General features: G+C 73.0%; 18 protein-coding genes. 13 read left to right on the forward strand and 5 right to left on the reverse strand.

Features of this window, described 5'->3' with window-relative positions; genetic code table 11:
- The 5 genes from DVA86_RS02560 to DVA86_RS02580 form a co-directional block, all read left to right on the forward strand.
- Positions 1–1272: molybdopterin molybdotransferase MoeA (locus tag DVA86_RS02560; RefSeq protein WP_208875409.1), on the forward strand; the 1272-nt coding region annotated here is incomplete at its 5' end.
- A gap of 142 nt (positions 1273–1414) precedes the next feature.
- The gene (locus tag DVA86_RS02565; protein WP_208884319.1) at positions 1415–2407 is read left to right on the forward strand and encodes a potassium channel family protein; all 993 of its coding nucleotides are present in this window, start codon (positions 1415–1417) and stop codon (positions 2405–2407) included.
- Positions 2408–2416: 9 nt separating this feature from the next.
- Positions 2417–3424, forward strand: coding sequence for an NAD(P)H-quinone oxidoreductase (locus DVA86_RS02570; protein ID WP_208875410.1), 1008 nt, complete (start codon positions 2417–2419; stop codon positions 3422–3424).
- A 219-nt stretch (positions 3425–3643) separates the two neighbouring features.
- Positions 3644–4330 (forward strand): hypothetical protein, encoded by a 687-nt coding sequence (locus DVA86_RS02575; protein ID WP_208875411.1) that lies wholly within the window; start codon positions 3644–3646, stop codon positions 4328–4330.
- 75 nt (positions 4331–4405) lie between these two features.
- Positions 4406–4972, forward strand: coding sequence for a bacterial proteasome activator family protein (locus tag DVA86_RS02580; RefSeq protein WP_208875413.1), 567 nt, complete (start codon positions 4406–4408; stop codon positions 4970–4972).
- A 119-nt stretch (positions 4973–5091) separates the two neighbouring features.
- On the opposite strand, the gene DVA86_RS02585 is transcribed toward DVA86_RS02580, so the two are convergent.
- Complete coding sequence (locus tag DVA86_RS02585; RefSeq protein ID WP_208875415.1) at positions 5092–6795, reverse strand: protein kinase domain-containing protein; 1704 nt, start codon at positions 6793–6795, stop codon at positions 5092–5094.
- Positions 6796–7207: 412 nt separating this feature from the next.
- Between DVA86_RS02585 and DVA86_RS02590 the strand changes: the two genes are divergently transcribed.
- Together DVA86_RS02590 and DVA86_RS02595 are read left to right on the forward strand one after the other, a co-directional pair.
- A complete protein-coding gene (locus tag DVA86_RS02590; protein ID WP_208875417.1) occupies positions 7208–8869 on the forward strand; it encodes a protein kinase domain-containing protein in 1662 nt (553 codons plus the stop codon).
- A gap of 21 nt (positions 8870–8890) precedes the next feature.
- Entirely contained in the window at positions 8891–9937 is a 1047-nt protein-coding gene (locus DVA86_RS02595) for a phosphotransferase (protein ID WP_245996288.1), read from the forward strand.
- A gap of 74 nt (positions 9938–10011) precedes the next feature.
- Here the strand turns inward: DVA86_RS02595 and DVA86_RS02600 are convergent, their stop codons facing one another.
- Positions 10012–10401, reverse strand: a complete 390-nt coding sequence (locus DVA86_RS02600) for a pyridoxamine 5'-phosphate oxidase family protein (RefSeq protein WP_208875419.1) — start codon at positions 10399–10401, stop codon at positions 10012–10014.
- Between the two features lie 254 nt (positions 10402–10655).
- Entirely contained in the window at positions 10656–11375 is a 720-nt protein-coding gene (locus DVA86_RS02605; RefSeq protein WP_208875421.1) for a response regulator, read from the reverse strand.
- 335 nt (positions 11376–11710) lie between these two features.
- Between DVA86_RS02605 and pdhA the strand changes: the two genes are divergently transcribed.
- The 3 genes from pdhA to DVA86_RS02620 are packed head-to-tail and all read left to right on the forward strand — an operon-like array spanning position 11711 to position 15426.
- Positions 11711–12889: a pyruvate dehydrogenase (acetyl-transferring) E1 component subunit alpha gene (gene pdhA / locus DVA86_RS02610; RefSeq protein ID WP_208875423.1), complete on the forward strand. Its 1179-nt coding sequence runs from the start codon at positions 11711–11713 to the stop codon at positions 12887–12889.
- 2 nt (positions 12890–12891) lie between these two features.
- Positions 12892–13872 (forward strand): alpha-ketoacid dehydrogenase subunit beta, encoded by a 981-nt coding sequence (locus tag DVA86_RS02615; protein WP_208875425.1) that lies wholly within the window; start codon positions 12892–12894, stop codon positions 13870–13872.
- A 21-nt stretch (positions 13873–13893) separates the two neighbouring features.
- On the forward strand, positions 13894–15426 hold the full coding sequence (locus tag DVA86_RS02620) for a dihydrolipoamide acetyltransferase family protein (protein ID WP_208875427.1): 1533 nt from the start codon (positions 13894–13896) through the stop codon (positions 15424–15426).
- 55 nt (positions 15427–15481) lie between these two features.
- Here DVA86_RS02620 and DVA86_RS02625 read toward each other — a convergent pair whose 3' ends face one another.
- Positions 15482–16492 carry a GlxA family transcriptional regulator gene (locus tag DVA86_RS02625; protein ID WP_208875429.1) on the reverse strand — a complete coding sequence of 337 codons (1011 nt, stop codon included), beginning with the start codon at positions 16490–16492 and terminating at the stop codon, positions 15482–15484.
- A gap of 129 nt (positions 16493–16621) precedes the next feature.
- Here DVA86_RS02625 and DVA86_RS02630 point away from each other — a divergent pair, with 129 nt between their 5' ends.
- The 3 genes from DVA86_RS02630 (at position 16622) to DVA86_RS02640 (ending at position 19468) form a co-directional block, all read left to right on the forward strand.
- On the forward strand, positions 16622–17332 hold the full coding sequence (locus DVA86_RS02630) for a DJ-1/PfpI family protein (RefSeq protein ID WP_208875430.1): 711 nt from the start codon (positions 16622–16624) through the stop codon (positions 17330–17332).
- Positions 17333–17450: 118 nt separating this feature from the next.
- The gene (locus tag DVA86_RS02635) at positions 17451–18149 is read left to right on the forward strand and encodes a GntR family transcriptional regulator (RefSeq protein WP_208875431.1); all 699 of its coding nucleotides are present in this window, start codon (positions 17451–17453) and stop codon (positions 18147–18149) included.
- 77 nt (positions 18150–18226) lie between these two features.
- Positions 18227–19468 (forward strand): MFS transporter, encoded by a 1242-nt coding sequence (locus DVA86_RS02640; RefSeq protein ID WP_208884322.1) that lies wholly within the window; start codon positions 18227–18229, stop codon positions 19466–19468.
- Between the two features lie 144 nt (positions 19469–19612).
- On the opposite strand, the gene DVA86_RS02645 is transcribed toward DVA86_RS02640, so the two are convergent.
- Positions 19613–20443, reverse strand: coding sequence for a maleylpyruvate isomerase family mycothiol-dependent enzyme (locus DVA86_RS02645; protein ID WP_208875432.1), 831 nt, complete (start codon positions 20441–20443; stop codon positions 19613–19615).
- Between the last annotated feature and the right edge of the window lie 10 nt (positions 20444–20453).

The following is a 20453-nucleotide window of genomic DNA, read 5'->3' on the forward strand; positions in this document are numbered from 1 at the left end:
GTGGGCTCGGAGATTGTTATAAGAGACAGCACCGGCCCCGCCCCCGCACCCGCCCCACGCGCCGCGTCCCCCTGGGGCGAGGCACGCCGTACGGCCGCCCGCGCGGCGACGCACGGCATGCCCGTCACCCTGCCGCTGGAGGAGACGCTGCGGCACGTACTGGCCGCGCCCGTCGAGGCGTTGACCGATCTGCCCTCCTTCGACACCTCCGCCATGGACGGCTGGGCCGTCTCCGGGCCGGGCCCGTGGGAGCTCACCGCGCCCGTGACCGGCGACAGCCGCGACGCCACCGCGGACCCCGGCATCGTCGCCGGCCAGGACGAGCCGGAGCCGCTCCCCGACGGCCGTGCCGTCCGCATCGCCACCGGCGCCCGCGTGCCGCGCGGCGCCACCGCCGTGCTGCGCAGCGAGCGCGCACGCGCGGGCGGTACGCGGCTGCGGCTCGCCGAGGACGCGCCGCCGGGCAGTGCCGAGCAGGGTACGGACATCCGCCCGCGCGGCCAGGAGTGCCGTTCCGGCGACCGGCTGCTCGCGTCCGGCACCGTCGTCACCCCCGCCGTACTGGGCCTGGCCGCGGCCGCCGGCTACGACCAGCTGACCGTCACCCCGCGCCCGCGCGCCGAAGTGCTGGTGCTCGGGGACGAGTTGCTGCACCGCGGACGGCCGCGGGACGGGCGCATCCGGGACGCGCTCGGCCCGATGGTCGGGCCGTGGCTGGAGGGACTGGGCGCCGACGTCGTGGCGACGCGGCGGCTCGGGGACGACGCGGAGGCGCTGTACGAGGCGGTCACCACGAGCACCGCCGACCTGATCGTCACCACAGGCGGTACGGCCGCGGGCCCGCTCGACCACGTCCACCCGACCCTGCGCCGGGTGGGCGCGCGGCTGCTGGTCGACGGTGTGGAGGTACGCCCGGGGCATCCCATGCTGCTCGCCGATCTGCGCGGGCGGCACCTCGTGGGCCTCCCCGGCAACCCGCTGGCCGCCGTCTCCGGACTGGTCACGCTGGCCGGCCCGGTGATCCGTACGCGTGCGGGCCGTGCCGCGCCCGCGCCCGTACGCGCCGCCCTCACCGCGGACGTGTCCGGGCATCCGCGCGACACCCGGCTGGTGCCCGTCGAGCACGGCGCGGACGCGGTGGGGGCGGTGCCGCTGCGCTACACGGGGCCTGCCATGCTGCGCGGTATCGCGGCGGCCTCCCACCTGGCCGTCGTACCGCCGGGCGGCGCCGCGGCGGGCACGCCCGTACAGCTTCTGGAACTTCCCTGGTGACGATCGACATGCCGGCACCCGGCGCGCTCAGCGCACCTGGCGTACCGAAGACGAGGCGGCGTACCCGGTGAAGGCACGGAAGAAGCCCCAACGCGAGACGGCCGACCAGCACATCCTGCTGCCACGGCCCACGGTCGGCCCGATGGTGCAGGTCGGCCGCCGCCTGCTGGCCGCGTTCAGCGTGCTCTGGGCGACGGTCCTGCTGGTGTACATGGACCGGGAGGACTACTCCGACAGCCACGACCAGTCCGTCTCGTTCCTCGACTGCGTCTACTACACCACCGTCACCCTCTCCACCACCGGCTACGGCGACATCGCACCGGTCGGCGACGGCGCCCGGCTCATCAACGTCCTGCTGATCACACCGCTCCGCGTCCTGTTCCTGATCATCCTCGTCGGCACGACGCTCGAAGTGCTCACCGAGCGCACCCGCGAGCAGTGGCGCCAGACGCGCTGGAGGTCCGCCTTGCGCGATCACACGGTCATCGTCGGCTTCGGCACCAAGGGCCGGTCGGCAACCCAGACGCTGTTGTCCACGGGCACACCGAAGGAACGGCTCGTGCTGATCGACCCGAGCCACCATGTCATCAAGCTGGCGGCGGAGGAGGGTTACGCGGGCGTGATCGGCGACGCGACACGCAGCGACGTGCTCGTACGCGCCGAAGTGCAGCGCGCCCGGCAGATCGTGGTGGCACCGCAGCGCGACGACACCGCCGTACTGGTCATCCTGACGGCCCGGCAGCTGAATCCGCGGCTGCGGATCGTCGCAGCCGTACGCGAGGAGGAGAACGCGCCGCTGCTGCGCCAGTCCGGCGCGGACTCGGTCATCACCAGCTCCAGCGCGGCCGGCCGGCTGCTCGGCCTGTCGGTGCTCAGCCCGAACGCGAGCTCCGTGATGGAGGACCTGATCCAGCAGGGCACCGGACTCAGCCTCAGCGAGCGCCCGGTCACCAAGGCGGAGGCGGGCCACTCGCCGCGCGACTGCGCGGACTTGGTGGTCACGGTCGTACGCGGGCACCGGCTGCTCGGCTACGACGACCCGGAGGCGGCGGCGCTCCAGCTCACCGACCGGGTGGTGGTCATCCAGCGGTCGTCGCCGGCACAGTCGGGCCCGTCCGGCGACTCGGGGCGGTAGCGTCGCCCCATGTACGCGATCACGATTCCCGAGCCCGGCGGCCCCGACGCACTGGTCTGGGCGGAGGTTCCCGATCCCGTCCCCGGCGAGGGCGAGGTCCTGGTGGAGGTGGCGGCGAGCGCCGTCAACCGCGCCGATCTGCTCCAGCGGCAGGGCTTCTACGATCCGCCGCCCGGCAGTTCGCCGTATCCCGGCCTGGAGTGCGCGGGCCGTATCGCCGCGCTGGGGCCGGGAGTTCCGGAGCCGTCCGCGGCGTCCGAGTCCGGCGCGGGCTGGGCCGTCGGCGACGAGGTGTGCGCGCTGCTGTCCGGCGGCGGCTACGCCGAGAAGGTCGCCGTGCCCGCCGGCCAGCTGCTGCCGGTGCCCGGCGGGCTCGACGCGGTGAGCGCGGCGGCGCTGCCCGAAGTGACCTGCACCGTCTGGTCGAACGTGTTCATGATCGCCCATCTACGGCCCGGCGAGACCCTGTTGGTGCACGGCGGCGCCAGCGGCATCGGCACGATGGCGGTGCAGCTGGCCAAGGCCGTCGGCGCGCGCGTCGCGGTGACGGCGGGCAGCCCGGAGAAGCTGGCGCGGTGCGCGGAGCTGGGCGCGGACATCCTGATCGACTACCGCGAGCAGGACTTCGTCGAGGAGCTGCGCGCCGCCACGGATGGCGAGGGCGCGGACGTCATCCTGGACATCATGGGCGCCAAGTACCTGGAGCGGAACGTACGGGCGCTCGCCCCCAACGGGCGGCTCGCCATCATCGGCCTGCAGGGCGGCGTCAAGGCCGAACTGCACCTGGGCGCCCTGCTGGCGAAGCGCGGCGCCGTCACGGCCACCTCGCTGCGGGGGCGTCCGCCGGGGGAGAAGGCGGCGATCGTCGGCGCCGTAAGGGAGCACGTCTGGCCGCTGCTCGCGGACGGGCGGGTACGGCCGGTGGTGGACCGTACGCTGCCGATGCGGAAGGCCGCGGAGGCGCACCGGGTGCTGGACGAGAGCGCGCACGTCGGCAAGGTCGTGCTCACCACCTGAGGCGAGGCCGTGCTCACCACCTGACGGCGCCCGGTGGGCGCGGGGTTCGGGCCGGACGGGGGTCTTCCGCGGGCACCTGTCCGAGATGCCGGGTTTGTCCATTCATGTGACGCTGGTTACGCCGTTGGACAGGCCCGGCACGGGAGGGATGCGGTGGTGGCTCACTCGCGTCGAAGTGGCAGTCGGAACGGAACCCGCAGGCAGGGCCCGGCCCGTGGCGTGCGCGCCACCCTTGGCGCGGCCGGTGCCCGCGTACCCCTCGGAGTCTCCGTACTGGCCTGCGCCGCCGTGCTGTTCCCCGTGCCGCACGCCGCCGCGGCCGACGAGGCGAACCCCGCGCCCGCACCCGGGCCGCCGTGGAGCCACTCCGGCTGGGGTGCCGCATCCGGGCCGGAGGCGTCCCCGTACGGATGGTGGCCGGCGCACGACCACCCCGGCGGCCAGTGGGACGGACAGGGCGCCGACGGGCGTCACGGCACGCATCCGGACCCGAGCGCTCCGTCACCGCACCCTACGGGCGGCGGCGAGACGGCCGCGCGTCACGGCACGTACCCGGGCGCGCAGCCGCACCCCTCGGGCGACAGGACCGGCACCGGGCACCACCCGGCGCCGGTCCTGTCCCCCGGGCAACCGGCGGCACCGTACGAGCCGCCCGCCGCGCCCACCCCGCCGCCGGCAGCGGAAGCGGAGCCGCAAGCGGAGCCGGAGGCCGAGCCATGGAGCCCCGCCCCGGTCGCCTCACCCCCGGAGCGGCCCGGCGACGGCGCCCTCGCCCAGCGGGAACAGCCCGGGTACGCGGCGGCGAGGCGCGGTGAGCCCGTACTGCCCGTGCTGCCGCTGGGCGCCGGGCTCACCTCGCTCGGCCTCGGCCTGGCCTTTCTGGCCCTGCGCCTGCGCCGCTCCTGACCCGCTCCCGGCCCGCGCCGGCCCGTTGCCGGGACTGGCCCGACGGGGCAGGTGGCCGGGATGCAGAATGGGGGTATGACACAGCCGAGCAATGAACGGTCGCAGGAGAGTCCGCACGTCCTGGTCGTGGGGCCGGACGGAATGGCTCTCGGCAGTGCCGCCTCCAAGGGCGGCGAAGGTGAAGCCGACGAGCAGGCTGAGGTCCCCGTGACGGAGATGGTCGAGCAGCCCGCGAAGGTCATGCGGATCGGCAGCATGATCAAGCAGCTGCTGGAGGAAGTGAAGGCGGCTCCGCTGGACGAGGCGAGCCGCGTGCGGCTCAAGGAGATCCACGCCAGCTCCGTCAAGGAGCTGGAGGACGGCCTCGCGCCCGAGCTGATCGAGGAGCTGGAACGGCTCTCGCTGCCCTTCACCGACGAGGGCGTGCCGACCGAGGCCGAGCTGCGCATCGCGCAGGCACAGCTGGTGGGCTGGCTGGAGGGGCTGTTCCACGGCATCCAGACCGCGCTGTTCGCCCAGCAGATGGCGGCGCGCGCGCAGCTGGAGCAGATGCGCAGGGCGCTGCCGCCGGGCACGCTCCCGGACGACATGCCGGACGTCGAGGACCCCGGCCACGCGCGCCAGGGCGGCCCGTACCTCTGAGCCCAAGGCACGACTGAGCCCAAGGGCACGACGACAGCGGTACGCACCGACGAGAACGAGCGCGGGGCCCCGGCACACCAGGTGTGCCGGGGCCCCGCGCTCAGTGGCGCTCGCGCGGCTCAGGTGCCGGGCTGGCCGGTGGAGACGGTCAGGTCGACCTTGTCCGATTCCGGGTCGAAGCCGTCCAGGTCGTCCGGGGTCTGCTCCAGCACCGCGTTCTTGCCCCAGACGTTCTCGTCCTCGTACGTGACCTCGCCGAGCTTCCAGCCGGCCTTGCGGATGCAGTCCTTGACCGAGGCCAGGTTCTTGTACGTGAAGTCCGGCACGTACACCTTGTCCTTGTCCTCGTAGTGCTCCCGCGCCTCGGTGCACTCCGTGGAGTCGATCGTCTTCGTCTTGTCCTCGCCCTTGAACTTCTCCTCCGGGGGCGCGTTCGTCCCGGGCTCGCCGCTCGTCCCGGCGTCGCCGCCGGTGGCGCCGGGCGGCGCGGACGTGGTGTTCGACGGCTTGTCGTCGGCCTTCGGGTCGTCCTCACCGCCGCTCATCGACACGGCGATGATCACGGCGATGACCACCGCGACCGCCACGACCGCGGAACCGATCATGATGGCGGTGTTGTTCTTGCCGCCGCCACCGTGCCCGCCGCCGGGCGAGCCGGCCGGCGAGAGGTTGTACGGCGGCGGGGTCTGCGCGCCGCCGCCCTGCTGCTGCCCGTATGCCGGGGTCGCGTACCCCTGCTGCTGCTGTCCGTACGCCGGCGTGGGCGGCGGCGTCGACGGGGCGTAGCCGCCGTACTGCTGCGGCTGGTACGGCTGCTGCACGCTGCCGGACGGCGCCTGCCCGCTCGCGTCCACCGGCGGGAAGACGGCCTGCCCGAGTCCCGCGCCGCTGGCGGCCGGGCCGCCGCTGATGATGATCGGCGCGGCGCCCGAGGCGGCGCCGGAGCCGCCGATGCGGTTGCACTCGTCGTGCATCGCCTCGGCGGAGGGGAAGCGTTCGTTCGGGTTCTTCTTCAGGGTGCGCGCCACCAGCGCGTCCAGGGCGGGCGGCACCGCCTGGTTGATCGTCGAGGGCGCGACCGGCTCCTCCTGCACGTGCGCGTACGCGATCGCCAGCGGCGAGTCCGCGTCGAACGGCAGCCGCCCCGTGATCAGCTCGAAGAGCATGATGCCCACCGAGTACAGGTCCGAGCGGGCGTCCACGCCCCGGCCCAGGGCCTGTTCGGGAGACAGATACTGCGGGGTGCCGACGACCATGCCGGTCTGCGTCATGGAGGTGACGCCGGACTGCATGGCCCGCGCGATGCCGAAGTCCATGACCTTGACCACACCGCGCTTGGTCACCATCACGTTGCCCGGCTTGATGTCGCGGTGCACCAGGCCCATTTCGTGGCTGACCTCGAGCGCCGCCAGCACATCGCCGGTGATCTTCAGCGCCTTGTCGGCGGGCATCGCGCCGAACTGCGCGACGTCCTCGTCCAGCACGCTCCGCAGGGGCTTGCCCTCGACGTACTCCATGACGATGTACGGCACCATCGCGCCGTCGATGTCGTCCTCGCCCGAGTCGTACACCGAGACGATGTTGGTGTGCGTCAGCTTGGCGACGGACTGCGCCTCGCGCCGGAAGCGCTCGCGGAACGACGCCTCCCGGCCGAGCTCGGTGTGCAGCGTCTTGACCGCGACCTGTCTGTCCAGCACGGAGTCGTACGCGAGGTACACGGAGGCCATGCCGCCCGCGCCGAGCAGACTCTGGAGCTGGAACCGGCCATTGCCGACGGTGCGGCCCAAGTAGTGCGCGGCACCCTGTGCGCCGTCGTCGCTCATCTGACTGCTTCCCCCTTGGCGGCGCTGTACCGGCGCATGTCTGTCTCGATCGAGTGGCGATGGTCGCCGGACCCGCGACCGGCCGGGGTGACGCTCCGCGGCCGCGTCCTGCGGACAGGTCCAGTGATCCTGATACTGGCCAAGTCTGCCCCAGGGCTCTGACACGTCAAGCTCGTTGCCCGTTCCGTAACCGGATGCGCATCGTGTGCCCACACGCACGAGACACAAATCTCATTCAGGGCCCCACGGCAGGTACCGCACCGTCGCGGTCAGTGAACTTGCCAGCCGGAGCACGTAGCCGGTTGGATTACAGCTCCGCCCCGATCCCGGCACGCACCGCGAGGCGGTAGCCTCCAGGCGGGGGAGAGCGTACCCGACCGCACATCCCGCGGACGATCGACGGCGAGGACTGATGGCACAGACGCAAGCCGCTGGGGGCCCTTCGGAGCCCGACGCGACGGGCGGGTCCGTGGGCGGTTCCATGCCCGATTCGCCGGAGTTCTGGGGGAACAACGGGCTGGTCGGCGACGGCCGGTACCGGCTCACCCACCGGCTCGGCCGCGGCGGCATGGCGGAGGTCTTCGGCGCCGAGGACGTACGCCTCGGCCGTACGGTCGCGGTCAAGCTGCTCCGCTCGGACCTCGCCGAAGACCCCGTGTCCAAGGCCCGTTTCACCCGCGAGGCACAGTCGGTCGCGGGGCTGAACCACCATGCGGTCGTCGCCGTGTACGACTCCGGCGAGGAGTTCATCGGCGGCAACGTCACGCCGTACATCGTGATGGAGCTCGTCGAGGGCAGCACGATCCGCGAGCTGCTGCTCAACGCCGAGTCGCCGCCCGCCGACCAGGCGCTGATCATCGTCTCCGGCGTGCTGGAGGCCCTGGCCTACAGCCACCAGCACGGCATCGTGCACCGCGACATCAAGCCCGCGAACGTCATCATCACCGCCCAGGGCGCGGTCAAGGTGATGGACTTCGGCATCGCCCGCGCCCTGCACGGCGCCTCCAACACCATGACCCAGACCGGCATGGTGATGGGCACCCCGCAGTACCTGTCGCCCGAGCAGGCGCTCGGCAAGACCGTCGACACCCGGTCAGACCTGTACGCCACCGGCTGCCTCCTCTACGAACTCCTCGCGCTGCGCCCCCCGTTCACCGGCGAGACCCCGCTGTCGGTCGTCTACCAGCACGTGCAGGACACCGCGGTGGCCCCGTCGCAGGTCTCCGACGCGGTGCCGCCGGAGCTGGACGGGCTGGTGATGCGGTCGCTGGCGAAGGACCCGGACGACCGGTTTCAGAGCGCCGAGGAGATGCGCGGCCTCGTCCAGTACGCCCTGCGGATGCTGCACGAGCAGGGCAGCCACACCGGCGGCCTGTGGAACACCGGGCCCGTCGGGCACGGCGGCGGCTCCACCCCGGCCATGGGCATCCCCGGCGCAGGCGCGCAGGGGCACCCGCACTCGGACACCTCCCAGATGGGCCCGCCGCTGCTGATGGGCCGGCCCGACCGGGACGACGGAGGCTTCGACGGCGGCACCCGCGCGATGGGCGCGGACGGCGGACGCAAGGGCGGCGGCTTCAAGTACGCGCTTATCGCGTTCCTCGCCGTCATCGCCATCGCCGCCGGCATCTTCTTCGCCCTCGACCTGGGCGGCGGTGACGGCGAGAAGAAGGACGTGAAGCCGGACACCAGCACGTCCGCGCCGAAGGACGACGAGACCACCGAGGAGCCCTCGGAGGCGCCCAGCGAGACCGAGCAGGACCCGGGCACCACCACCGGCGGCGATGACGACGGCACCTGGGAGCCGGCCCCGACCGCGACGGACACCACGCCCACCGACGACACCGGTTCGCCGACGGACACGCCCTCGGACACCCCGACGGACCCCGGCACCAGCAACGGCGGCGGCGCCCCCGGCGGCGGAGGCACCAACACCGGCGGCGACCCGGGCGGCACCGGCCCGACCGGATCGCCGGACGACCCGGCAGGCGGCACCGAGGGCGACACCGCCGGCGAAGGGGACAACGGCGGCGAGGCAGGCGCGCCCGACACGGGCGGCACGACCGGCGGCTGACCGGCAGCCCAGGCCCGTACGGTGCAGCAGTCACCTCCGCGCCTCGCCGCGGACACCCTCCGCACGCTGCTCACGCGCTACCGCGCGGGCGAGCCGCTGTCGTGCGAGCCGCTCTCGTACGGGCTGCTCAACCACGGCTACCGGCTGGCCACCACTCGCGGCCGGTTCTTCCTCAAGCACCACCTCGACGCCGACCCGGCCGACCCCGCGCCGCTCGAGCAGCGGCACCGGGCGACCGCACGGCTGGAGGAACTCGGGCTGCCCGCCGTACCGCCCGTGGCCGACGGCGAGGGCCGTACGGTCACCGTCGTCGACGACCGCTGCTACGCGCTGCACCCCTGGATCGAGGGCCGGCACTGGCACGGCGACGAGCTGACCGCCGCGCAGTGCAAGCGGCTCGGCAGCCTCCTCGGCCAGGTGCACACGCGGCTGGCGGAGGTGCTGCCCGCGTACGGGACCGGGCCGCGGCAGGCACCGGAGAGCGCCGACCCGGCCGAGACCGAGAGCCTGATCGGGGAGCTGCTGGAGCGCGTACGCGCCCGCCCGCACCGTGACGGCTTCGACGAACTCGCCGAGCACCGCCTGCAGGAGCGCCGCGTGATGCTGCGCACGTACGGCGGCAGCCGCCCCGACGCGGGCACGGCCCCCGCCACCGGCTGGGTGCACGGCGACTTCCACCCGCTGAACCTGCTCTACCGCGCCCTCGAGCCCGGCCGCCCCAGCGAACCCGTCGCGATCGTGGACTGGGACCGGCTGGACGTGCAGCCCCGCGCGGAGGAGGCCGTACGCGGCGCGGCGATCTTCTTCGTACGGCCGGACGGCACGATGGACCTCGCGAAGGTACGGGCGTACGCACGCGCCTACCGCTGCTGCGCCACCGCCTCGGCCGCGGAACTCGGCGCGGCGGTGCACCGGGTGTGGTGGGAGCGCCTCAACGACTTCTGGATGCTCCGCTGGCGCTACCAGCTGCGCGACGGCCGCGCGGACCCGCAGTTCCCGGCGGCCGCGGCGCTGGTGGTGTGGTGGACGCGGCACTACGAGCGGGTGCGGGACGCGTTCTGCGGCTGACTCTGTCCTGGGCTGACTCTGTCTTGCGGCCTTGTCGCCCACGGCGCCTTGCGGCCTTGCGGCCTTGTGGCGGGCTAGGCCACGCCGGTGAGCCGATGCACCGAGGCGAACCGCGGGTCGAGGCGGAGGTACGCGGGCGCGTACGGCTCCGCGTCCGCCGAACGGGCCGGCGGCCCGAGCCGCGCCAGCTCCGCCGGCCCCGGCTCGGCGAGCCGCGCCGTGCCCACGAGCTGCACGGCCCACACGTCGCCGCCCCGGTGCATGTTGTCCGCCTCGTACGCGACGACGTTCCCGTCACACGCCCGGTGGTAGCCGAACCCCCTGTGCAGCCGCAGCAGCACCGAGCGCCCGGCGACGATGTGCCGGGCGACGGTGATGAACGGCAGGGCGTGCCGGCTCATCGCGATACGGCCGTACGGGGTGGTGCGCAGCAGCTCGATCGCGCGGTCTTGCTCGGTGGGCATCCCTCCACTGTCCTACGGCCCCGCGCGTGACCGTGACCGCCGGTAGTCCCTCGATCCGTGACTTTGGCCCCTGGACAGCCACCCAATCCAGCCCGTAGCGGGCACCCCAAGCCCGTCCGGCGTTTGAGGACGGCCGGGGGCGGCCACGGCCTGTCAGTGGGCCGACAGCCCTGTGGCCCAGTGCACCGCCATCGTGGCTCCGGGCCGTCCTCAATCGCCGGACGGGCTGGAGTTGGTGGCTGAGGAGGTCCTCCTCAATCGCCGGACTGCGTGGGGGCGCCGCCTGACTGGAGGCGGGCCACGTACGCCGCCGCCTGCGACCGCCGCTCCATCCCCAGCTTCGACAGCAGCGCCGACACGTAGTTCTTGATCGTCTTCTCCGCGAGGTGCAGCTCCTCGCCGATCGCCCGGTTCGTCAGGCCCTCGCCGATGAGGGTGAGGATGCGCCGCTCCTGCTCGGTGAGGTGCGCCAGCCGGTCGTCGGCACGGGCGCCGCCCGCCCCGCCCGAACCACCCGTACGGCCGTTACGGGCCGCGCCGCCGTCCCGGAGCCGTTCCAGCACGCGCTGCGTCGCGGCCGGGTCGAGCAGCGACTTGCCGGACGCGACCTCGCGTACGGCGGTCAGCAGTTCCGTGCCGCGGATCGCCTTGAGCACGTAGCCGGAGGCGCCCGCCATGATGGCGTCGAAGAGGGCCTCGTCGTCGGCGTACGAGGTGAGCATCAGGCACCGTACGGACTCCTGCCGGGAGCGGATCTCGCGGCAGACCTCGACGCCGCTGCCGTCGGGCAGCCGTACGTCGAGCACCGCCACGTCGGGCCGGGTCGCCGGGATGCGGGTCAGCGCGTCGGCCGCGGTGGCGGCTTCGCCGACCACCTCGATGTCCGGTTCGGCGGCGAGCATGTCGTGGACGCCGCGCCGGACGACCTCGTGGTCGTCGAGTAGGAATACGGTGATTTTTCCGTTTTCGGGCACCCTTTCAGTCTCACATACTGGTCGCACTCGGCTCTTCCCGTCCTCCGGGCCGCCGGGATAACGTGCGACTGTCCCGTCCGCTTGCGAGGCTGTGACCAGTGATGTTCCAGACCGGCGCGATTTACTTGGATTTCCAAGCAAAATCGCAGGTCAGGGTGGCTTCGCGGGTATGCGGTGCCGCTGGGTAACTTGTTCTTAGCGGGCCATCGAACGGGACACCAGTCACCGCTCGGTTCCGTCCGCGCCGCACCCAACCCCGTGCGCCGTACCGGGACCGGGCGAGCCGCACTGGCTCCCCGGCCGATCCCGGGGGCCGGAAAGACGGAGGAGCACACGTGACCGTGGAAGGCACTGCCGCGCGCAGCACGACGCGCCGCAGCGGCGGCACCGGGAAGCGCGCGAGCGCGGCCAGGAAGAAGAAGACGGCCACGAGCGCGACGGCCGAGCCGGAGCTCGTACAGCTGCTGACCCCCCAGGGCGAACGGGTCGAGCACCCGGACTACGCCATCGACCCCACACCGGAGGAGCTTCGCGGGCTCTACCGCGACATGATGCTGACCCGGCGTTTCGACGCCGAGGCGACCGCGCTGCAACGCCAGGGCGAGCTGGGCCTGTGGGCCTCGCTGCTCGGCCAGGAGGCCGCCCAGATCGGCTCCGCGCGTGCGCTGCACGACGACGACTACGTCTTCCCCACCTACCGCGAGCACGGTGTCGCGTGGGTGCGCGGGGTGGACCCGACGAACCTGCTCGGCATGTTCCGCGGCGTCAACCACGGCGGCTGGGACCCGAACAGCAACAACTTCCACCTCTACACGATCGTCATCGGCTCCCAGACGCTGCACGCGACCGGGTACGCCATGGGCGTCGCGAAGGACGGCGCGGACTCGGCCGTCGTCGCCTATTTCGGTGACGGCGCGAGCAGCCAGGGCGACGTGGCGGAGGCGTTCACGTTCGCCGCCGTCTACAACGCGCCGGTCGTGTTCTTCTGCCAGAACAACCAGTGGGCGATCTCCGAGCCCGCCGAGCGCCAGTCGCGGGTGCCGATCTACCAGCGGGCGGCCGGCTTCGGCTTCCCGGGCGTACGGGTCGACGGCAACGACGTGCTGGCCTGCCTCGCGGTGACGAAGGCCGCCGTCGAGCGCGCCCGTTCGGGGCAGGGCCCGATGCTGGTCGAGGCGTTCACGTACCGCATGGGCGCCCACACCACCTCCGACGACCCGACGAAGTACCGCCGGGACGAGGAACGCGAGGCGTGGGAGGCCAAGGACCCGATCCTGCGGCTGCGCACGCTGCTGGAGAAGGAGAAGCTGGCCGACAAGGCGTTCCTGGACGCCGTCGACGAGGAGAGCGACGCACTCGCCAAGCGGGTGCGGGACGCCGTACGCACCATGCCGAACCCGGACACCATGGCGATCTTCGAGCACGTCTACGCCGACGGGCACGCCCTGGTCGACGAGGAGCGCGCGCAGTACGCCGAGTACCTGGCGTCGTTCGAGCCCGAGGAGGCCAAGTAACCATGGCTGCCACCAAGATGCCCCTCGCCAAGGCGCTCAACGAGTCGCTGCGCAAGGCGATGGAGGACAACCCCAAGGTCCTGGTCATGGGCGAGGATGTCGGCAAGCTCGGCGGCGTCTTCCGGATCACCGACGGACTGCAGAAGGACTTCGGCGAGGACCGGGTCATCGACACCCCGCTCGCCGAGTCCGGCATCATCGGCACGGCCATCGGGCTGGCGCTGCGCGGCTACCGGCCGGTGGCGGAGATCCAGTTCGACGGCTTCGTCTTCCCCGCGTACGACCAGATCGTCACGCAGCTCGCCAAGATGCACGCGCGTGCGCTGGGCAAGGTCAAGGTGCCCGTCGTCATCCGCATCCCGTACGCGGGCGGCATCGGCGCCGTCGAGCACCACAGCGAGTCGCCGGAGGCGCTGTTCGCGCACGTCGCGGGGCTGAAGTGCGTCTCGCCCTCGAACTCCTCGGACGCCTACTGGATGATGCAGCAGGCCATCGAGAGCGACGACCCGGTCATCTTCTTCGAGCCCAAGCGGCGCTACTGGGACAAGGGCGAGGTCGACACCGCCGCCATCCCGGGCCCCCTGCACACCGCGCGCGTGGCGCGGCAGGGCGGCGACCTCACGCTGGCGGCGTACGGGCCGATGGTGAAGACGTGCCTGGAGGCCGCGACGGCCGCCGCGGACGAGGGCCGTTCGCTCGAGGTGGTCGACCTCCGCTCGATGTCCCCGATCGACTTCGACACTCTCCAGCGATCGGTGGAGAAGACAGGCAGGCTGGTGGTGGTGCACGAGGCACCGGTCTTCCTCGGTACGGGCTCGGAGATCGCCGCCCGGATCACGGAGCGCTGCTTCTATCACCTGGAGGCACCGGTGCTGCGCGTCGGCGGCTTCCACGCGCCGTATCCGCCGGCCCGCCTGGAGGACGAGTACCTGCCGGGTCTGGACCGGGTGCTCGATGCCGTCGACCGCGCGTTGGCGTACTGAGGATCGAGGAGAGTCGTGACGATGACGGAGACTTCGACCCGTATCCGCGAGTTCAAGATGCCCGACGTGGGCGAGGGCCTGACGGAAGCCGAGATCCTCAAGTGGTACGTACGGCCCGGTGACACGGTCACGGACGGGCAGGTCGTCTGCGAGGTGGAGACGGCGAAGGCCGCCGTGGAGCTGCCGATCCCGTACGACGGCGCCGTGCACGAGCTGCTGTTCGACGAGGGCACGACGGTCGACGTCGGGACGGTGATCATCACCGTCGACACCGACCCGTCGGCCGGCCCCCCGGCGGGCGGCGGCGCGCCCGCCGGTGAGGTGGAGCCGCCGAGCTACTACGCGGAGGCCGCCTCGGCGGGCTCGGCCGAAGCCGAGCCCGCGGAGCCCGCGGAGCCCCAGGAGGGCGGCAAGCGCCAGCCGGTGCTGGTCGGGTACGGCGTCAGCGCCAGCTCGACCAAGCGCCGCCCGCGCAAGCAGTCGGCCCAGCCCGCGGGCGCGGGCGGCGAGGCGGCGCAGACGGCGGTGCAGAGCGACCTGAACGGGCACCCGGGCAGCGCGGGCGCCGCGCCGGCGCCGGACACGGCGCTCGCCGGGACGGCACCGGGCGGTGCGGCACCGGGCGGTGCCGTCGACGCGGGCGGCAGGCCGCTCGCCAAGCCGCCGGTGCGCAAGCTGGCCAAGGACCTGGGCATCGACCTGGCGACGGTCACTCCGACCGGCGCGGACGGCGTGATCACCCGCGGCGACGTGCACAAGGCGGCCGCGGCGCCCGCGCCCGCCGCACCCGTCGCGGAGCCGCAGGCCGCGCCGCAGCCCCAGCCGGCCGCGGCCCCGTCCGCGGAGACGGCGGCGCGGGAGACCCGTATCCCGGTCAAGGGCGTACGGAAGGCCACCGCCGCGGCGATGGTCAGCAGCGCGTTCACGGCGCCGCACGTCACCGAGTTCGTGACGGTGGACGTCACCCGCACCATGCGGCTCGTCCAGGAGCTCAAGCAGGACCCGGACATGTCCGGGCTGCGCGTGAACCCGCTGCTGCTGGTCGCCAAGGCGTTCCTCGTCGCCATCCGGCGCAACCCGGAGGTCAACGCCTCCTGGGACGAGGAGAACCAGGAGATCGTCCGGAAGGACTACGTCAACCTGGGCATCGCCGCCGCCACCCCGCGCGGCCTCATCGTCCCGAACATCAAGGACGCGGGCGCCCGTACGCTGCCCGAGCTGGCCGCCGCCCTCGGCGAACTGGTCGGCACCGCGCGGGAGGGCAAGACCACCCCGGCGGAGATGCAGGGCGGCACGGTGACCATCACCAACGTCGGCGTCTTCGGCGTCGACACCGGCACGCCCATCCTCAACCCGGGCGAGTCCGCGATCCTGGCCTTCGGCCAGGTGCGCGAGCAGCCCTGGGTGCACAAGGGCAAGGTCAAGCCGCGGCACGTCACCACCCTGGCGCTCTCCTTCGACCACCGGCTGGTGGACGGCGCCCTGGGCTCCAAGGTGCTGGCGGACGTGGCGGCCGTCCTGGAGCGGCCGAAGCGCCTGATGACCTGGACCTGAGCCACGAGCCCACCCGTCCGGCCCGGCGAGCGCGCCGCGGCCGGGCGGGCCGGGCTCACCGGGGCCCGGAGGCGGCAGGCGCGACCGGCGCGCCCACTGCGGCGGGCGCGACCGCCCGGAACGCGCTGCGGTACGTCGCCGGGCTGCTGCCCAGCCGCCGCCGGAAGTGCGCGCGCAGCGACACCGCCGAGCCGAAGCCGCAGATGTGCGCTATGTGCTCGACGGGCAGATCGGTCGCCTCCAGCAGTTCCCGCGCCCGTTCGGTCCTGGCCCAGAGCAGCCACTGCAGCGGGGTGCTCCCCGTCTCCTCCCTGAACCGCCGGTGCAGGTGGCGCACGCTCATCCCCGCCCGCCCGGCGATGTCCCGCAGCGTCAGCGGCCGGTGCAGATTGCGCTGGAGCCAGTCCAGTGTCGTACGCAGCCCGTCCCGCGCGGCGGCCGCCCGTACGGGCGGCAGGTGTGGGCGCTGCGCCATCGCGCCGTCCCGGCGCTGCGGCACCACCAGTACGCGGGCGGCCTCCGCCGCGACGGCCGCGCCGTGATCGAGGCTCACCAGGTGCAGGCACAGGTCGAGGGCGGCCGCGACCCCGGCGGACGTCAGCACCTGGCCGTTGTCCGTGAACAGCACGCCCGGGTCCACGCGGACCGACGGGTACTCCCGCGCCAGCCGTTCCGCGGCCTTCCAGTGCGTCGTCGCCGTGGCGCCGTCCAGCAGTCCCGCCGCCGCCAGCAGGAAGGCGCCGGTGCAGACGGAGGCCACCCGGGCGCCGCGGCCGGCGGCCGTACGGAGGAGGCCGAGCACCTCGGCGTTGTCGCCCTCGTGGCGCCGTGCGACGCCCGGCACCACGAGGGTGCCCGCGTCGAGCGCGGCGCTCAGCGGGTACGGAGGCGCGAGCGCGAAGCAGGATGTCCCGGCGGCCGTGCCGGTGACCGTGGAGTCCCCGCACACCCGCAGCGCGTACGGCGCCGAACCGTCCGGGAGCCGGGCCACGGCGAACACCTGGCAGACGGCCGCGAGGTCGAACCCGACCGTGCCCTCGGGCACCAGGACAGCCACCGTGTGCATGGCCGGAACCTATCGGAGCGTGTCACCCGCACCGCTGTCGGGCCTTCCGGCGGCCGGTGAGACTGACCGGCCCGGGGAGCGCGCGCCCCCGGACCGGAACGGGGCGGACACGGACACGGAGACGGAATCATGCGACGCAGGCAGTTCCTTCGCACGACCACGGTCACGGCCACCACGGCGGCGGGCGCGAGTTCGCTGGCGGCGGCCCCCGCACACGCGGCGGCGCCGCGCAAGGGGCCGCTGCGCGTGCACATCGTGCTGTTCGACGGCATCGAGGAGCAGGACTTCATCGCGCCCTACGAGGTGCTGTCCGCCGCGCACATGTTCAGCGAGGACGGCGTGGAGGTGCGGTACGTACGGGCCGACGGCCCCGGCACGGTCCGTTGCTCCTACGGCACCCGGGTCGACGTGGCACACGGCTGGGCGCCCCGCTCGGCGGACCTGATCGTGGTGGCGGGCGGCGGCTACGCGCGCCGCGACGGCCCCGGCATCTGGGCCGAGATCGACCGCGGGGTGCTGCCGCGCGCCCTCGCCGCCGCGCCGCGCGACGGGCTGACGGTCGCGTCGGTGTGCACGGGTGCGCTGCTGCTGTCCGCCGCCGGGCTGACCAGGGGCCGACCCTGTACGACGCACCACGGCGCACAGGAGGAACTCGCCAAGCAGGGCGGCGTGGTCAAGCAGGCCCGTGTCGTGGACGACGGCGACCTCGTCACGGCCGGCGGCATCACCTCGGGCCTGGACCTCGGCCTCTGGCTGGCGCGCCGCGAACTGGGCGCGGACGTGGCGCTCAGGCTGGAGAACCTGCTGGAGTACGAGGCGCGCGGCACCGTCTGGGCCTGACCGGACGTCCAGGGCCCGGCTCGTACGGCTCGTACGGCGGCGTACGGCTCTTACGGCCGCCTGTCCGCATCCTGGACCGGGCGGCCGTACGGATACCTGTTGTATCTAAGATGTGCGCATGCCTTCCCCGTCCACCACCACACCACCCGCCGCCCCCGCAACCGCCGACGCGCCGGCCAAGCAGCCGCCCGCCGCGGACCGGGTGTACGCGCACATCAAGCAGGCGGTGCTGGAGCGGCAGTACGAGGGCGGGATGCTGCTCACGGAGGGCGAGCTGGCCGGGGCCGTCGGGGTGTCCCGTACGCCGGTGCGCGAGGCGCTGCTGCGGCTCGAGGCCGAGGGGCTGATCAAGCTCTACCCCAAGAAGGGCGCCCTCGTGCTGCCCGTCTCGGCGCAGGAGATCTCCGACGTCGTCGAGACCCGGCTGCTCGTCGAGGAGCACGCGGTCCGCAAGGCCGCCACCTCCACGCCCGCCGGGCTGACCGAACGGCTGGAGGAGCTGCTCGCACGGCAGCGCACCGAGGCCTCCGCCGGGCAGCTTGCCGAGGTCGCCGTGAGCGACCGCTGCTTCCACGCCGAGATCGTCCGCGCCACCGGCAACGCCATCCTCGTACGCCTCTACGACCAGCTGCGCGACCGCCAGCTGCGGATGGGCGTCGCCGTGATGCACGCCCACCCCGAGCGCGTCGCCAAGAACATCACCGAGCACGCCCACATCCTCGCGGCCATCCGCTCCGGCGACGCCGACGCGGCGGCCGACTCCGTACGGCAGCACGTCGGCCGGGTGCGGCACCTGGTGCGCGGTGATCTGCCGTGAGCCGTATACACACGGGTGGCGGCGCCTCGCCCGCCACCGGGGGTGAGTCCGGGCTCGGCGGCCGGCGCGCGGTGGCGATGTGGACGATCGGCGTCGGCGTCTACTTCGTGGCGATCACCTTCCGTACGAGCCTCGGCGTCGCCGGCATCGACGCCGCCGAACGCTTCGACGTCAATGCCTCCGCCCTGTCCACCTTCTCCCTCCTCCAACTCCTGGTGTACGCGGGGATGCAGATCCCCGTCGGACTGCTGGTGGACCGCTGGGGCACGAAGAAGGTGCTGACGCTCGGCGCGGTCCTCTTCACCATCGGGCAGTTCGGCTTCGCGCTGTCCGACTCGTACGCGATGGCGCTGGCCTGCCGCGCGCTGCTCGGCTGCGGTGACGCGATGACGTTCATCAGCGTGCTGCGGCTCGGCGGCCGGTGGTTCCCCGCCCGGCGCGGACCGCTGATCGCGCAGCTCGCCGGACTGGTGGGCATGGCGGGCAACCTCGTCACCACGCTCGTACTCGCCCGTGTGCTCGCCGCCGTCGGCTGGACCCCGACCTTCGCGGGCAGTGCGCTGGGCGGCGTGCTGGCGCTCACGCTGGTGCTGCTGTTCCTCAAAGACCACCCCGAGGGGCACGAACCGGAACCCGTGGCGCACCTGGGCCGCGACTACGTACGCCGCCAGATCGCCGATGCCTGGCGCGAACCCGGCACCCGGCTGGGGCTGTGGGTGCACTTCACCACGCAGTTCCCGGCGATGGTGTTCCTGCTGCTGTGGGGCATGCCGTTCCTGGTGGACGCGCAGGGCCTCTCACGCGGGACCGCCGGCGAACTCCTGACCCTGATCGTGCTCGCCAACATGGTGATCGGCCTGGTCTACGGCCAGGTCATCGCCCGGCACCACGCGGCCCGTACGCCCATCGTGCTGGGCACCATCGCGGCCACCGCCGCGGCCTGGGCCACCGTGCTGAGCTGGCCGGGGCAGCCGCCCATGGGGGTGCTGCTGATGCTGTGCACGGTGCTGGGCGCGTGCGGCCCGGCCTCCATGATCGGCTTCGACTTCGCCCGCCCCGCCAACCCGCCGGAACGGCAGGGCACGGCCTCCGGCATCGTCAACATGGGCGGCTTCACGGCCTCGATGACGACGCTGCTCGCGGTGGGGGTCCTGCTGGACCTTACCGGTGACAACTACCGGATCGCCTTCACCACGATCTTCGTGCTGGAGGCGGTGGGACTGAGCCAGATCCTCCGCCTGCGGGGGCGCGCGCAGCGGCGCGAGCAGGAACGGGTGGTGGCCAGCCGCGTCGAAGCGGTCCACCACGTCCCGGCGTAGCCGCGGCAAGTCCAGCCCGTCCGGCGTTTGAGGACGGCCACCGGCCACGACGGCGGTGCGCCGGGCCCCGGGCTGTGGACCCACTGACGGTGCGTGGCCGCCCCGGTCCGTCCTCAAACGCCGGACGGGCTGGGGGCGTACGGGTCAGGGAACCACCGTGAAACCGTTCAGGATGGCCGTCGCGAGCCCCGCGTCCCCCTCCGTCTTGATGTCCTCCGCCACCGCCTCCGCCCGGACCCGCCCGCAGGCGAGCCGCACGTACGTCTCCCAGCCCATCGACAGCGTCGCCGCCGGCCCGAGCGAGGGGCTGCCGCTCACCGTGCCGCGGCCGTCCTTGTCCACGCGCACCGTGCGCATGAACTCGACGGGGCCGCTCACGTCGATGACGACGGCCGAGTTCGGCGGCGCCTCCGCCCGCTTGGCGACCACCTTGCCCAGGCCCTCGACGAGTACGTCGCGGGTCACCAGCGCCGCCGGAGAGTCGAGGTTGCCGGGCATCCGCAGCGCGCGGCGGATGTCCTGTTCGTGCACCCAGACGTCGAACGCCCGCAGCATCAGCTGCCGTTCGAGGGTCACCTCGGGCCAGCCCGGCAGGACGTGCCGTACGTTCGCGTCCGGCTTCCGCTTCTCGTTCCGCAACTGGCGTGAGCGCCGGATGATCGTGTACTCCAGCTCGCTGGTCATCTCGGGCCCTGTGTGGTGCCGCCGCACGTCGACCTGGATCTCCATGTGGCGGCTGAACTCGTCCGTCACGTGACGGATGTCGCGCGGGAGCGTGTGGATGGGACGCGGGTCGCCCAGCAATTCGCATTCGATGCCGATGATGTGCGAGACGACATCGCGCACCGACCACCCCGTGCAGTCGGTCGCGCGGTTCCACTCGCCCTCGGCAAGCGGCCGCACCAGCTCGGATATCGACTCGATGGACTGAGTCCAGGCATCGGCGTATGGCTGAAGGTTTGGGTGGTCGGACACGGGACCCCTC

This window comes from Streptomyces armeniacus (genome assembly GCF_003355155.1).
Taxonomy (GTDB): Bacteria; Actinomycetota; Actinomycetes; order Streptomycetales; family Streptomycetaceae; genus Streptomyces; species Streptomyces armeniacus.